The 13,693-nt window shown below is 74.4% G+C and carries 13 protein-coding genes; 7 read left to right on the top strand and 6 right to left on the bottom strand.

Translation table 11 applies throughout. From position 1 onward, the window contains the following. Nucleotides 1-5 precede the first annotated feature (5 nt). On the top strand, nt 6-863 hold the full coding sequence (locus MUY14_RS09685) for a DMT family transporter (RefSeq protein WP_247022587.1): 858 nt from the start codon (nt 6-8) through the stop codon (nt 861-863). Here MUY14_RS09685 and MUY14_RS09680 read toward each other — a convergent pair. Then, the gene (locus MUY14_RS09680) at nt 847-999 is read right to left on the bottom strand and encodes a hypothetical protein (protein ID WP_247022585.1); all 153 of its coding nucleotides are present in this window, start codon (nt 997-999) and stop codon (nt 847-849) included. The two genes, MUY14_RS09685 and MUY14_RS09680, sit on opposite strands and share 17 nt — an antisense overlap. A gap of 204 nt (nt 1,000-1,203) precedes the next feature. Continuing rightward, nucleotides 1,204-1,674, bottom strand: a complete 471-nt coding sequence (locus MUY14_RS09675; protein WP_247022584.1) for a cupin domain-containing protein — start codon at nt 1,672-1,674, stop codon at nt 1,204-1,206. Between MUY14_RS09675 and MUY14_RS09670 the strand changes: the two genes are divergently transcribed. The 3 genes from MUY14_RS09670 to MUY14_RS09660 all read left to right on the top strand — a co-directional run bounded on the left by MUY14_RS09670 (nt 1,646) and on the right by MUY14_RS09660 (nt 3,696). Continuing rightward, entirely contained in the window at nt 1,646-2,422 is a 777-nt protein-coding gene (locus MUY14_RS09670) for a 2,3-dihydroxyphenylpropionate 1,2-dioxygenase (protein WP_247022583.1), read from the top strand. The genes MUY14_RS09675 and MUY14_RS09670 overlap by 29 nt on opposite strands. Nucleotides 2,423-2,464: 42 nt before the next feature. After that, a complete protein-coding gene (locus tag MUY14_RS09665) occupies nt 2,465-3,235 on the top strand; it encodes an isocitrate lyase/phosphoenolpyruvate mutase family protein (protein ID WP_247022582.1) in 771 nt (256 codons plus the stop codon). A gap of 92 nt (nt 3,236-3,327) precedes the next feature. Beyond that, nucleotides 3,328-3,696: a VOC family protein gene (locus tag MUY14_RS09660; protein WP_247022581.1), complete on the top strand. Its 369-nt coding sequence runs from the start codon at nt 3,328-3,330 to the stop codon at nt 3,694-3,696. Between the two features lie 7 nt (nt 3,697-3,703). On the opposite strand, the gene MUY14_RS09655 is transcribed toward MUY14_RS09660, so the two are convergent. Next, nucleotides 3,704-5,866: a DUF6351 family protein gene (locus MUY14_RS09655; RefSeq protein ID WP_247022580.1), complete on the bottom strand. Its 2,163-nt coding sequence runs from the start codon at nt 5,864-5,866 to the stop codon at nt 3,704-3,706. 353 nt (nt 5,867-6,219) lie between these two features. Then, entirely contained in the window at nt 6,220-6,585 is a 366-nt protein-coding gene (locus tag MUY14_RS09650) for a hypothetical protein (protein WP_247022579.1), read from the bottom strand. A 306-nt stretch (nt 6,586-6,891) separates the two neighbouring features. Between MUY14_RS09650 and MUY14_RS09645 the strand changes: the two genes are divergently transcribed. After that, complete coding sequence (locus MUY14_RS09645; RefSeq protein ID WP_247022578.1) at nt 6,892-8,115, top strand: AI-2E family transporter; 1,224 nt, start codon at nt 6,892-6,894, stop codon at nt 8,113-8,115. A 9-nt stretch (nt 8,116-8,124) separates the two neighbouring features. Here the strand turns inward: MUY14_RS09645 and MUY14_RS09640 are convergent, their stop codons facing one another. Together MUY14_RS09640 and MUY14_RS09635 are read right to left on the bottom strand one after the other, a co-directional pair. Next, complete coding sequence (locus tag MUY14_RS09640; RefSeq protein ID WP_247022576.1) at nt 8,125-10,686, bottom strand: LuxR C-terminal-related transcriptional regulator; 2,562 nt, start codon at nt 10,684-10,686, stop codon at nt 8,125-8,127. Between the two features lie 111 nt (nt 10,687-10,797). Next, nucleotides 10,798-11,256 (bottom strand): hypothetical protein, encoded by a 459-nt coding sequence (locus tag MUY14_RS09635; RefSeq protein ID WP_247022575.1) that lies wholly within the window; start codon nt 11,254-11,256, stop codon nt 10,798-10,800. 204 nt (nt 11,257-11,460) lie between these two features. Here MUY14_RS09635 and MUY14_RS09630 point away from each other — a divergent pair, with 204 nt between their 5' ends. Then, entirely contained in the window at nt 11,461-11,967 is a 507-nt protein-coding gene (locus MUY14_RS09630) for a DUF1269 domain-containing protein (RefSeq protein WP_247022573.1), read from the top strand. A gap of 278 nt (nt 11,968-12,245) precedes the next feature. Next, entirely contained in the window at nt 12,246-13,652 is a 1,407-nt protein-coding gene (locus tag MUY14_RS09625; RefSeq protein WP_247022571.1) for a DUF2252 domain-containing protein, read from the top strand. The last annotated feature ends 41 nt before the right edge of the window (nt 13,653-13,693 follow it).

The raw sequence follows: 13,693 nt of genomic DNA, 5'->3' as shown, positions 1-13,693 counted from the left end.
GGCACGTGCTGTCCTCCACCCGTACCGGCGCGGCCTTCGCGGTCGCCGCCATGCTCTGCGTCCAGCTCGGCCTCGCCGTGTCCGTCGGCCTCTTCGACCGCGTCGGCCCCGAAGGCGCGGCCTGGCTCCGCCTCGCGTGGGCCGGGGTCCTGCTGCTGGTGCTGGTCCGGCCGCGGCCGTCGGCGTTCCGGCGCGCCACGTTCCTCGCCTGCTGCGGCCTCGGCGTGGTCACGGCCGGGATGACCATGCTCTTCATGAAGGCGGTCGCCCTGCTGCCGCTGGGCACGGCGAGCGCGCTGGAGTTCCTCGGGCCGCTCACGGTCGCCGTCACGCGCGGGCGCGGCGGCAAGAAGCTGTGGCCGGTCCTCGCCGCGGTCGGCGTGCTCCTGCTGACCGAACCGTGGCGGGGTGGCGCGGACCTGCTCGGCGTCGGCTACGCGCTCGCGTCCGCGGTGTGCTGGGCGGCCTACATCCTGCTGACACAACGGGTCGGCGACGAGGTGGCGGGCGTGCGCGGGCTCGCCGTGTCGATGCCGGTGGCGGGCATCGTGGCGACGCTGGTCTCCGGGCCGGGCGTGTTCGGGCAGCTGACCTGGGACCTGCTGCTGGCCGGCCTCGGGCTCGCCGTGCTGCTGCCGGTGATCCCCTTCAGCCTGGAGATGCTCGCCCTGCGGCGGCTGAACGCCTCGTCGTTCGGCACGCTGATGAGCCTGGAGCCGGCCATCGCGCTGACGATCGGGTTCCTCGTGCTGCACCAGGTCCCGGACGCCGGCGCGGTGGCCGGGGTCCTGTTCGTGGTCGCGGCCGGGGTCGGCGCCGAACGCAGCGGGGCGCGCGAGCCCGCGGTCACAACGCCGGCGTGAGGTCCAGGTGCACGCGGTAGTCGACGATCCGCTCCCCCGCCAGCCACATCACCGTCACGCACGGCAGGGCCAGCGGTTTCCCGGCCGGGGACTCGGTTTCGATCATGAAGCGGCAGAACAGCTGGTCCTCGCCCACCACCGCCACCTGGTCGACGACGTGGCGGACCCACGGCCACGGCGCCGGCCGCCCCGGCCGTCGCCGCGGTGATCGCGGGCCGGCCGGTCAGCGGCTCGGCGTTGCCGAACACGTACCTCGCGTCGTCGGCGAACCACGACGCGAACGCCGCCGCGTCGCCCGCGTCGCCCGCCGCGCACATCTCACGGACCATCCGCTCGTGGTTCACTTCCGCAGGCTGAGGCCGTAGCGGGTCATCACTTCCGCCACCAGCTTCATGTCGCGCCCGGGCGGCAGCTCGGACAGCTCCTTGTAGTAGTTCTCCAGCCCCGGCGGCGACACCACCGCGATGATGCGGGTCTCCTCGTCGAACGGGTTGCGGAACACGTGCGGCACCCCGCGCGGCATCAGCAGCGAGTCGCCCTGGCCGAGGACGTGCCGGACGCCGTCGAGCTCGACCTCGACGCGGCCCTGGACGCAGGTGAACAGCTCGTCCTCGCGGCTGTGGACGTGGGTCGGCGGGCCGCCGAGGCCCGGCGGCACGACGTATTCGAACAGCGAGTACGCGCCGTGGGTGTCGGCGCCGGTGAGCCGGGCGTGGATGCCCAGCCCGATCGCGCCGAGGTTCGTCCCGTCGCCGGGGCGGAGCACGCCGGACGCGATCGTCGTGATCGGGCCCGACCACTTCCACGGCAACTTCTACGACGTGATGCCGCCGTTCGTCCTCGGCGTCGAGCACGCGGCCGGCTTCGGGGACTTCGGCAGCACCGAAGGCCCGCTGCCGGTGGCCGGCCCGCTCGCGTGGTCGGTCCACAACGGACTGACCGAGGCGAGCTTCGACGTTTCGCTGTCCTACTCGCTCACCGTCGACCACGGCATCGTGCAGACCTACGAGATGCTGACCGGCGGCACCGCGCTGCCGCTGGTCCCGCTGGTCGTCAACACCGCGGCGCCCCCGCTGCCGTCGCTGCGGCGGTGCGTCGCGCTGGGCCGGGCACTGGGCGCGGCGCTGCGTTCGGCGGAGTTCCCCGGCCGCGTCCTGGTGGCGGCGAGCGGCGGGCTGTCGCACTGGCTGCCGTCCAACGACCCGCGCGAGGTGGCGGGCGAGCGCCGCGAGTCCCTGATCCACGGCCGCGCGGACGTCCACGCCTTCGCGGCGGCCCGCGAACCCCGCGTCCGCGCCATGGGCGGCGACCCCGGCGCCCGGGTCAACGCGGAGTGGGACAACTGGTTCCTCGAGCGGCTGTCCGCGGACGACGCGGAGTCGGTGGCCGCGCTCGGCCACGAGAAGCTGGAGGACCTCGCGGGCAGCGGCGGCCACGAGATCCGCTGCTGGCTGATCGGCCAGGCCGCGGCCGGCGCCCCGCTGGCGTGGACCGGCTACGAGCCGGTGCCCGAGTGGATCACCGGGATGGGCATCGGCACGACGTTCCCGGTCGGCTGAACCCCCGGCGCGGCTGCGGTGCCCGCGCCTAGATTGGGCAGCATGACCTCGACCGCCGACAAGGCCACCCTCCTGCAAGAGCTGCACGCCGCACCCGAACTGCTGCTCGTCGTCAACGTCTGGGACGCGATCACCGCCAAGGTCGTCGCCGAGACCCCCGGTACGAAGGCGCTCGCGACCCCCAGCCACGGCATCGCGGCCTCGCGCGGCTACCCGGACGGCGAAAAGATCCCGCGCGACGAAATGATCGCCGAGGTCGCCCTGATCGTCCGGACCGCGGGCGACCTGCCGGTCACCGCCGACCTCGAAGCGGGCTACGGCGACCCGGGCGGCACGGTGGCCAGGGCGATTGAGGTGGGCGCGGTCGGCGCCAACCTCGAAGACCAGATGAAGCCGCTGCCCGAAGCGGTGAAGGCCGTCGAAGCCGCCGTCGCGGCCGCGTCCGCCGCGGGCGTCGACTTCGTGCTCAACGCCCGCACCGACGCGTTCCTCAAGACCGACCCGGAGACGGCCCTGACCGAAGCGATCACCCGCGGCCGCGCCTACCTCGACGCGGGCGCGTCCAACTTCTTCGTCCCCGGCAAACTGGACGAGGACCAGGTGACCCGCCTGGTCGCCGAGCTCGGCGAGCGCAAGGTCAACCTCATCGGCATCCCGGGCTCGATCCCGCTGGCCCGGGCGCAGGAACTCGGCGTGTCCCGCGTGTCGTACGGCCCGTGGAGCCAGAACGTGGCGCTGACCGCGCTGGCGAAGCTGGCGGAGGACGTCTACGCGGGCGGCGGCCTGCCCGCCGACACCCGCAAGCTCAACTGACGGGCACCGGGACCGACCCGGCTTGACTCGTGTCAGGTTCCTGACATACGGTGGTTCATGTCAGGAACCTGACACGACGACAAGGAGCACCCATGCCCGCCACCGGACCCGACTTCATCTCCCTCCAAGCGCGCGACCTCGACGCGTCCCAGGCGTTCTACGAGAAGTACCTCGGCCTCGTCCGCTCACCCGCCGGACCGCCACACGCCGTCGTCTTCGAGACGAAGCCGATCGCCTTCGCGCTCCGCGACATCGTTCCCGGGACCGATCTCGCGGCCGTCGAGCAGCCCGGCATCGGAGCCGCGATCTGGCTGCACGCCACCGACGTCCAGGCCATCCACGACGCGCTCGCCGCCGACGGGCACACCATCGCCGCCGCGCCGGTCGACGGCCCCTTCGGCCGGACCTTCACCTTCGCCGACCCCGACGGCTACCGGATCACCCTCCACGACCGCTCGTGACCGGCCGTCACCGCGGCTTCGTCGGCGGGGTGGTGCCGGTCCGTTCGTCGCCGTAGCTCAGCCAGGTCCCGAGCGGGGGACGCTGCCCGACGCCCGGGCGACGGTAGTCGCACACGCCGCCGGGGAACGTCGCACGCAGCCGCGCGCGGTCCGCCGCGGTGAAGGTGACCGGGTAGTCGCGGAAGTCCAGCGGCTTGAGCCGGCACTTCAGCACGTCGAGGGCCAGGCTCTCCCCCGCGACCAGCCGGGTGTTGGCCGCCACCGGGTACTGCAGGCCGCACTGGCCGCTCGCCGGGTACGTCAGCTTCTCGGTGATCCGCGAAGCCGCGGAGAGGTAGCACCCGTCGCCGAGGTCGCCCGGCCGGTTCGCCAGCACCTTCTGCTGGCGGCTCCGGTGCGAACCGTCGGAGTCGATCGCGGTCAGCCAGCGGTCCATCGCGTTCAGCTCGTAGATGCTCGCCGCTGCCGCTTCGGCGGCGGTGGCGTGGTTTTCGATGATGACCTGGTTGCCCGCGGTGCCGTTGGCGCGCAGAAGCCGTTGCCGCATCACGTAAGACCACTCGGTGGTGTGGATGTCGTTGCCGAACCCGGCCAGGTCGAGGTCGGTCCGCTGGTCGATGATCGGCGTCTCCCGCAGACCCTGCGACCCGGAGTTCACGATGTCGTCGGCGTACACCGCGTCGAGCGCCTTCGGGTCGGCCGCGATCCGCTGGGGCACGGGCTTTCCGGTGTGGTCGAGGCCGCCGATGGTCGCGTTGAGGTCGGCGAACTGCGCCGCGGTGATCGTGCCGGCCTGCAGCGCGCCCAAGCCGTACTGCACGCCGGTGGTGTCCAGCGGGCTGCGCACGAACCCGGTCTTCGGGTCGCGCCCGATCTGGTTGACCAGCTGCTCGTTGGAGTTGCACTTCACCCCGCCCGGGTTCGTCACCGGATCCCACCGCGCCGCGACCGGGATGGCCGCGTTGCAGCTGCCGGTCGCGGTGGCGCGGCTGGCGAAGGTCTGGGTCCAGGACACGCAGGTGTCGTAGCTGGCGAAGCCCGCGACGGCCTGCTTCTGCGCCGCGGTGAACGACGCGCCCGGCCCGGCGAAGTACTGCTCCAGCAAGCGGCAGTCCGACACCGGGCCGCCGGTGGTCAGCGGGTCCGGGAACGAGACACCGGGGATGATCCCGTCGACGATGCCGGGGTAGTTCTCCGCGATGTCGTACTGCTGGATCGCCCCGCCCGAGCCGCCCCAGCCGATGGTGTGGGCGACCGGGCCGTAGGTCTCGACGAAGTGCTCCTTGACCATCATGGCCGCCTCGGCCGAGATGATCGGGCTGCAGTTGTTGTCGAGCACGTTCAGGCTCGACGACGCGACCGCGTACCCCTGCGCCAGGAACAGGTCGTTGACGACCCCGCCGGTCGAGCTGCCCTGGTGGTAGCCGGCGTTGCAGCCGCCGCCGAAGGTGTAGACCAGCTTCCCGTTCCAGCCGGCGTCCGGCGCGACGGGCGACGGCGCACCGGCGTAGAGCGCCGCGATCTCGTAGACGGCGCGGTCGATCGTGCCGCGTTCGACGCGGACCACGTACGGCACCGCGCGCCCGCCGACCGTCGCCGTCGCGAGGTCCGCGGGCCGGGTCGACGGGTCCGCCAGCGGCGCGAACGCCCCGGCGGTGGTCTTGTACTGGTAGCTGACCTGGGTCGGCGCGCTGCAGAGCGGCTGCGCCGCCGGGGGCAGGCCGAACGCCTGGGTCTCGCAGTAGAACGGGTGCTGCTGCGCGCCGGAGAAGACCGGCCCGGTGATCGGGTGGTTGGTGACGCGCAGACTCGCCCGCTGGTCCGGGCCGGGGCCGCGCGTCCTCGCGGTCAGGTCGTTGGTGCCGTCGCGCAGGCCGCTGACCAGGCCGAGCAGGCTGCCGTCCGGCTGCGCGCGGAACTCCGGGGTGACGTCGTGGCCGTTGGCGCTGACGTCGACCCGCCCGGCGTGCGGCCGCTCCGGCGGCACGACCTTGACCAGGACCTGTCCCCCGCTGACGAGCGCGGGCCGCGGGTTCGACACCGTCTCGATCGTCAGCTGCCGCCCGGGCGGGGCGCCGGGAGCGGCCACCGCGGCCGCGGTCCCCAGCAGGAGGACCGGCGCGGTCAGGACCGCCACCACGATGGATGAGCGCAAAGCACGGTTCGCCACCAGACACTCCGCTCGCTCTTGGCATCGCGTCGTCGCGACACCGGGCAGCTGCCGGTATAGCACCTGCGGACGGGCCGGAACACCCTTTCCCCGGTTCACCCACCACGGAGGTCCGCCGACCGCGCCCGGGTTCGGGGCCGACCGGAAGAACCGGCCACTCAGAGCGCCTCAGTGCCGGCCGCTGTGCTTGCGCGGGGCGTGGGTTCGTCGCCGGGGTGGTTCGCGCGCGCCGGACCGGCGCTCGGCCGACGTGGCTCCCCCTCGGAAGTCACGTCGGCCGGGCGCCGGTCGCGCGCCCGTGCTCGCGGCAAGCCGAGGCTCGCCACCAGCAGGCCGTCGGTGAGCACCACCGCCTACCCCGCCGGGCCGGCGCCGGGATCCGTCCCGGGCGGCTCGACGCGCTCGCGGTCTTCGTCCGCCGCGGCCGGTGCGGGGCCGCCGCCCGGCGGGCGGGCGTCGAGGATGTCGGCGGCCCGCACCAGTTTCAGCGGGGTGTCCGGGGCCGCGCGGTAGGGGCGGACCGGCACCCAGGTCGTGCTGGTGTGCTCGTCCCGCAGGCTGGGACCGGCGATGATGCCGATGAGTTCCGGAGGCGGCGGCGATCCCCGCCCGGGGCGGCGGCCGCGGTAGCGGACCTGCCAGCCCCTCGGGTAGCCGCCGCCGTGGCGCGCCGGCCAGCTCCGGTCCGTGCCGGGTTCGGTACCACCGGCCTCGCCCACGACGTCACCCCGCTCACTCGAAGTCGGTCCGGACGCCGACTCCGGACAGCCGCTTCGCCGGGGTCTGGGGCGGGTCCTAGCGTACGCGGGGATCACGGGGCGCAGGCAAGCGCCGGGCGGGTGGTTCCTCCGTTCGTGACGGCTTGAGGCGGCCGAAGTCCAGGCGACGCCCCGGACCTCGGCGCTCACCCAGCCGAGATGGGGCACCGCGACTCCGGGCTTTCACCCGCGCCGGGTGGTCACCCGGCGGCCGGACGCTGCCACCGTGGCACGGCCGACCGCCCCCCCTGCCCCGGAGAGTGCCGCATGGTGCGAATTTCGCTCACCGAATTCCCCGCGAACCGGTTCCGGATCCGGCGGCGGGGCGCAAGCACCGCCGCCACCGCCGCCCGGGTCCGGTGGCACCCGTTGCGCGGGCTCGCCGGCCGGTTCACCGCGCGCGGGCACGTCCCGCCGATCCCGTGGCCGCCGGAGGACACGCCCGGCTTCGGCGGCAGCCCGCTCCCCCGTGCGCTCGTCGTGCTGCTCGGGGCCGCGGCCGGGGTGGTGGTGCTGGCCGGGCTCCGCGCCGTCGCCTGGCTCGCCGGGCCGGTGTTCCTCGCCGCCGTCGTCGTGATCACCCTCGATCCGGTCCGGACCTGGTTGCGCCGCAAGGGCCTGCCGCGCTGGCTGACCGTCTCCGTGCTGGTGGTGACCGTCTACGCGGTCCTGCTCGCGTTCTTCCTCGTGCTCGTGGTGTCCGCGGCCCAGCTTTCGGCGCTGCTCCCCCAGTACACCGGGCGCCTGAACGACCTCCTGCGCGACGGCTGGGAAGTGCTCGGCCGGCTCGGGGTCGGCGAACAGCAGCTGCGGGACATGCTGTCCGGCGTGGACGCCGGGAAGCTGGTCGGCCTGGCCGGATCCCTGCTCGCCGGCGTCGGCGGCCTGGTGACGAACCTGGCGTTCCTGTTCGCCCTGCTGCTGTTCTTGAGCAGCGAATCGGCGTGGGCGGGGCAGCGGCTCGGCCGGATCGCGCACGACCGGCCGTGGATTTCCGCGGCGTTGCGGAGCTTCGCCTCCGGCACCCGGATCTACCTCGTCGTGACGACCGTGTTCGGCGGGCTGGTGGCCGCGCTCGACACCGTCGCCCTCGCCCTGCTCGGCATCCCCGGAGCCGTGCTGTGGGGCCTGCTCGCCTTCGTCACCAACTACATCCCCAACGTCGGGTTCGTGATCGGCGTGGCGCCGCCGGCGTTCATCGCGCTCCTCGACGGCGGCTGGGGCGACCTGCTCGTGGTGCTCGTCCTCTACACCGGGCTGAACTTCGTGGTGCAGTCGCTGATCCAGCCGCGGTTCGTGGCCGGCTCGGTCGGTCTGTCCACTTTGGTCACCGTGCTGGCGCTGGTGTTCTGGACCTGGCTGCTGGGTCCGCTCGGCGCGGTCCTCGCCGTGCCGGCCACCCTGCTGGCCAAGGCCTTGCTCGTGGACGTCGACCCGCGGGCCCGCTGGGCCGACGCGCTGCTCTCGGCACCGCGCCGGGACCAGCGCTGAGCGGCCGGGTCACGTGAGGCCGTGGTGGCGCGCGACCACCACGGCCGAGCGCCGGTTGTTCACCCCGAGCTTGCCGTAGATGGCCCGCACGTGGGTCTTCACGGTGTTCACCGAGACGGTGAGGTCCGACGCGATCTCGTCCAGCGAACACTGCGACGGCAGGCGGTTCAGCACCACCTGCTCGCGGTCGGTCAGCCCGCTGGACGGGGTGTGCGGGACGAGCCGGCCGCGGACCGACTGGGCGAAGCGGTCCAGGGAGCCGAACCCGCCCGAGTGGTCGATCAGCAGGTGCCCGACGGCCGGCTCGGCGAGGGCGAACGGGCGCACCAGCCCGTTCGGCCGGGCGAGGGCGAGCGCGCGGTCGAGGGCGTGCAGTGCTTTGGTCCGCCGGTGCGCGCGCAGGGCGAGCGCGGTCTCGACCAGGCACAGGTCGACGGGGGTGGCCGGCAGCAACGCGGTCGCCGACCAGGCCTGTCCCAGTACCGCCTCGGCCGGCTCGGTCTCGTCGGCGGCCAGGTGGGCCCGCACCTGCAGCAGCGCGGGCTCGGCCCTGCCGCGCAACCGTTCCTGGGCCCAGGCCAGCACATCCGCCGCGTGCAGGCCCTCGCCGAGGGCGAGCGCCGCGTGGTGCTCCGCGACCGCGCACATCGCGGCGATCTCGCGGGGCAGTTCGAGGTCGGCGAGGAGGTGGCGGGCCGCGCGCATGGCTTGGGAGCCCGCCGCCCGGTCGGCCTCGTCGAACCGGACCACGCCCTCGAAGAACTTCCGGAGCGGCCCCAGCAGCGGTGCGCACCCCGGCACCTCCGCCCGCGCCGCCTGGGCCAGTTCCCGGGCCGCGGCGACCGGCTCGCTGCGCATGAGGTCGTCGTAGCCCAGCATCAGGTGGCATTCGGCGACGCCCGGAGTCCGGTGCCGGCCGCGGCGCCGCGCGATCGCGAGCGCGCCGATGCACGCGCGCCGCATCTCCGCGTGGTCCCCGCGCAGGGCGGTGGCCACCCCGAGCGCCAGTCTGCTGTGGAGCACGAGGTGGTCGAGGTGCCCGGCGTGGGCCAGGCGCAGCGCCTCTTCGGCCCGGCTGACGGCGTACCGGCGGGCACCCCGGTGCAGCGAACGCCAGGCGAGTTCGAGCTTCGCCCACGCGTCGAGCTCCGGGGTTCCCGCCGTGGCGGGCACTTCGGTCGCCGGCGGCCGGTTCCCGGTCACGCGGGCGAGGTGCCGGACGGCCAGCAGGCCCGGTTCGCCGCCGGGCGGGACCTCGCCGAGGTCGGCACCGGCGGCGGCGAGGTCCCCGCGCTGGATGTGGTCCAACGCCGAAGTCAGGCGCAACGGCGGGCTCGCGGCGACCGTCTCCGGGCCGAGGTGGGTGAGGGCGGTCCGGACGGGATCCCCGTCGCCGGTGAGCACCTGGCGCACGCCGTGGTCCCGGACCAGGATCAGGACGCGCTGCCGGTCACGGCCCGCGACGGCGTGCCGGAGCGCGTCCCCGAACCGCCCTTCGTCCGCGTACCACCGCGCGGCGACGGCGTGCAGCCGCCGCACCCGCTCCGGACCGCGCCGGGCCAGTTCGGCCCGCAGGAATTCCCGCAGCAGCGGCGGAAGCCGGTACTCCCCGGCCGGCGTGCGCACGACGAGGGCCATCGAGCGCTCGAGCTCGTCCAGCATCGCCCCGGCGTCCGCGCGGGCCGACAGCCGGACCGCGAGCGTCGCGCTCACCGTGTCGCAGAGGCTGATGCACGACAGCACGTCGGAAGTCGCCGGGGGCAGCCGCGAAAGCACCTCGTCGGCGAAGAACCGCGCCACCGCGCGTTCGTCCCCGGCGACGGAGGCGAAGAGACCGTCGGTGTCCGCCAACCCGCGCACCGACACCGCGGCCCAGCCGAGCGCGGCGGCCCAGCCCGCCGTGCGCTCGGTGAGCTCCCGCACGCGGTCGTCGCTCACCACGGCGCCCGTCGCCCGCAGCAGGTCCGCGGTTTCCTGGACCGCGAACCGGAGTTCGGCCGCCCCCACCCGGGAAAGCACCCCGTCGACGTGCAGGCGGGCCAGCCGCAGCCGCGGCTCGACCCGGGTGGCCAGCACCAGCCGCAACCCGGGCGGCCGGTGGCGGGCCAGCGCCGCCAGCGCGTCCATCGGCTCGGGGCGGGAGATCTCCTGCAGGTCGTCCAGGACCAGCCGCATCGGCCGGCGCAGCCCGGCGAGCGCGTCGCCCAGCTCGGCCAGGAACTCCGGGCGCCGTCCGGGCCGAGGGGGTTCGAGCCGGTGCAGCGAGGAGTCCGCCGGCACCGCGGCACCGCGGCTCAACGCGGCGAGGATCGCCGTCCACAGCCGGGGTTCGTCGTTGTCGTCACCGTCCAGGGACACCCAGGCGACGTCCCGGCCGCCCCCGGCCCAGGCGGCCAGCGCCGTCGTCTTCCCGGACCCGGCGGGCGCCCGGACGACGGTCACGGGCCGGACGGTGGCACGGTCCAAAAGCGCCTCGAGCCGGGGCCGGGGGACGAAGATCCGCGGCACCCGCGGCACCGCGGCCTTGACGCCGGGGATCCGCAGGCACCGGGACGTCGTTCGAGCGGGCACGTCAACCTCTCGGCTCTCGGCGGGGATCGGTACCCGCCCCGCGCCGGTTGCCGGACGGGGACTCGACTGTAGTGATCACCGGCGCCACCGCACCGGCGAGGTCCGGCGGAGTCACCAGATCTCGTAGGTGGCTTCGTCGCCGTGCACGACGATCGCCCAGATGACGAGGACGTCGAGGGCGATCACGACCACGCCCCAGACCGGGTACGCGGACAGGAAGGCCAGCTGCGCCAGTGCGTTGAAGCCGGCGAGCGCCACCGCGACGACGCGGGCCCACTGCGCGCCGGTGAACAGCGCGATACCCGTCAGCACGGCGAGGATGCCGACGATCAGGTGGATCCAGCCCCAGCCGGCGAGGCTGAAGACCAGCAGCCCGGACGGGCCGAGCACGTAGTAGTCCCGGTCGAACAGCGCGACCAGTCCTTCCACGACGTTGAACAGCCCGGCCAGGACGGTGATCGCGCCGGCGAACCAGATCCAGCCGACCCGGCGCGACCGGGCGACGGCCCGCTCACCCGGCGGCGTCCCGGCTCCGGCTGTTCCGGACCGGGGGTGCGTGTGTTCGGTCATGGTCCCTCTCTCCATCGGGTGGTGGGGCTCGGACCCGGGCGATCATGGTCGGTGCACCGTCCGAACGGCCTCGCCCGCGCCAGGTGAGATCAGGTCGGCCGGACCGGCCCGCGATTCCCGGCTCACACGGCACGGGCGATGGCACGTGCGGCCACCGGGCGCACAGTCGGCGCCGACCGCAGATGCCGCACCGAGGAGGACGTCATGGCCGCGTTGACCGTATGGAGGTTCCCCACCGCCGAAGGCGCCGAAAACGCGTTGGAGTTGCTCCGGCAACTGCAGAAACAGCAACTGATCTCGATCGCCGACGCGGCTTGCGTGAGCTGGCCGGAAAACCGGAAGAAGCCGAAGACGACCGACCTCGGTTCCCTGACCGGCACCGGCGCGCTGGGCGGCGGGTTCTGGGGCCTGCTGTTCGGCCTGATCTTCCTGGTGCCGTTGCTGGGGATGGCCGTCGGCGCGGCGATCGGGGCGCTGACCGGGTCGCTGGCGCACGTCGGGATCGACGAGGAGTTCATCACCACGGTCCGGAGCCAGGTCACGCCCGGGACGTCGGCGTTGTTCGTGATGTCGGGCGACACCGTGCTGGATCGGGTGGTCGAGCCGTTCAAGGAGACCGGGGCCACGCTGCTGAGCACGAACCTCTCGGCCGAAGAGGAAGCGCGGCTGCGTGACGCCTTCGGCGAAGCCGAGGAGCCGCAACGGCGGTGACGCGCCGGGGCGAGCCGCCGCACGAGCATGACCGCGGCGGCGCCCCCGAGCGTCGCCGCGGCCACCCGCGGGAGGTACCGGCCGGCCGGGGGCGCACCCCGAGCAGGAGCGCCGGCTGGGCCGGGTGGCGGAACCGGGTGTCCCGGGGACACCGCCCCGCACCTCCGCGGCCCACCTTGCGGTCTGGACCACGCCTAGTCGTCACCCGTCGTGGATGACCCGGGGTTCACCCGCGACGGGCGACGCCCGGGACGCCGCCGAGGACCGACGATCCGCTCATGACGCAGACCGAACAGGACACCGGGACCCGGGACGCGCGGATCGCCAGGGCACGCACCGCCCGCATCGCCGTACCGAGGTCCGAGCACGCCGAATTCCCCGGCGCCGACCGGCGGACCGACCCGCTGGCGCTCCTGGCCCGGCAGGACGCCGACCGGGTGCCGGAGCTGCTGCCGATCCGGTACGGCCGGATGGCCGCCTCCCCGCTCGCCTACTTCCGCGGTGCCGCGCTGCCGGCGGCCGCCGATCTCGCCGCGACCCCGCGGACGGGGGTGGTGGTCCAGGCGTCCGGCGACGCCCACCTGGCCAACTTCGGCCTGTTCGCGTCCGCCGGGCGCCGCTTGGTGTTCGACTTCGCCGACTTCGACGAAACCCTGCCCGCGCCGTGGGAATGGGACGTCAAGCGGCTGGCCGCCAGCTTCGAGGTCGCCGGCCGGGAGAACGCGCACCCGACGGCCCAGCGCCGCCGGACGGTGCTCGCGGCCGTCGAGGCGTACCGCCGGGCGATGCAGGACTTCGCCCACCGGACGTCGCTCGAAATCCACCACGCGGGCGCCGACGCCGAGACCCTGCGCGCGGTCGCGGCCCATCCCCCGGCCCCGGCCGGGCGGCACCGCCTCGACCGTTCCGCCGGCCGGTCCCCGGTCCGTGACGACGCCGGCGTGCTGCACCGGTACACCGAAATCCGCGACGGGCGCCTGCGGCTGGCCACCCGGCCGCCGCTGCTCGTCCCGGTCAGCAGGCTGACCGGCGACGGCGACCCGGCGACGCTCGAACAGCGCCTCGGCGAGATGTTCTCGCGCTACCGGCAGTTGCTCGGCAGCGAACGGCGCGCGCCGCTGGACCGCTACCGGCTGGCCGACGTCGCCCGCAGCGTGGTCGGGGTGAGCGGCGCCGGCACCCGGTGCTGGCTCGCGCTGCTGGTCGGGCCGGACGACGGGGACGCGCTCTTCCTGCAGCTGAAGGAAGCCGTGCCGTCGGTGCTGCAGTCCTGCACCGGCACCACCGTCCGCGGCGAGTCCGGCCGGCGCGTCGTCACCGGGCAGCGGTTGCTGCAGGCGGTCGGCGACCGCTACCTCGGCTGGGTCCGCGCCACCGGGTTCGAGGGCCGCACCCGGGACTTCTACGTCCGCCGGGTGCGCGACGGCCGGGGCGTCGCCGACGTCACGAAGATGACCCCGGAGACGCTGCGGGCCTACGCCCGGCTGTGCGGGTGGACGCTGGCCAGGGCGCACGCCCGCACCGGCGATCCGCTCGTCATCGCCGCCTACCTCGGTTCCGGCCCCGCCTTCGCCGAAGCCGTCCGGGAGTTCGCGGTGGCCTGCGCCGACCAGAACGAACGCGACCACAGCGCCCTGTGCTCGGCCATCCGCAACGGCCACGTCACGGCGGTGTCCGGCCGGTGACGGGCCGGCTCCCGTGGCCGGGGCGCGCCCGCGGTGCCGGG

The organism is Amycolatopsis sp. FBCC-B4732 (assembly GCF_023008405.1).
Classification (GTDB): Bacteria; Actinomycetota; Actinomycetes; order Mycobacteriales; family Pseudonocardiaceae; genus Amycolatopsis; species Amycolatopsis pretoriensis_A.
The sequence above is the reverse complement of the archived record's forward strand: the minus strand, read 5'-3'. Positions and strand labels throughout refer to the sequence as shown.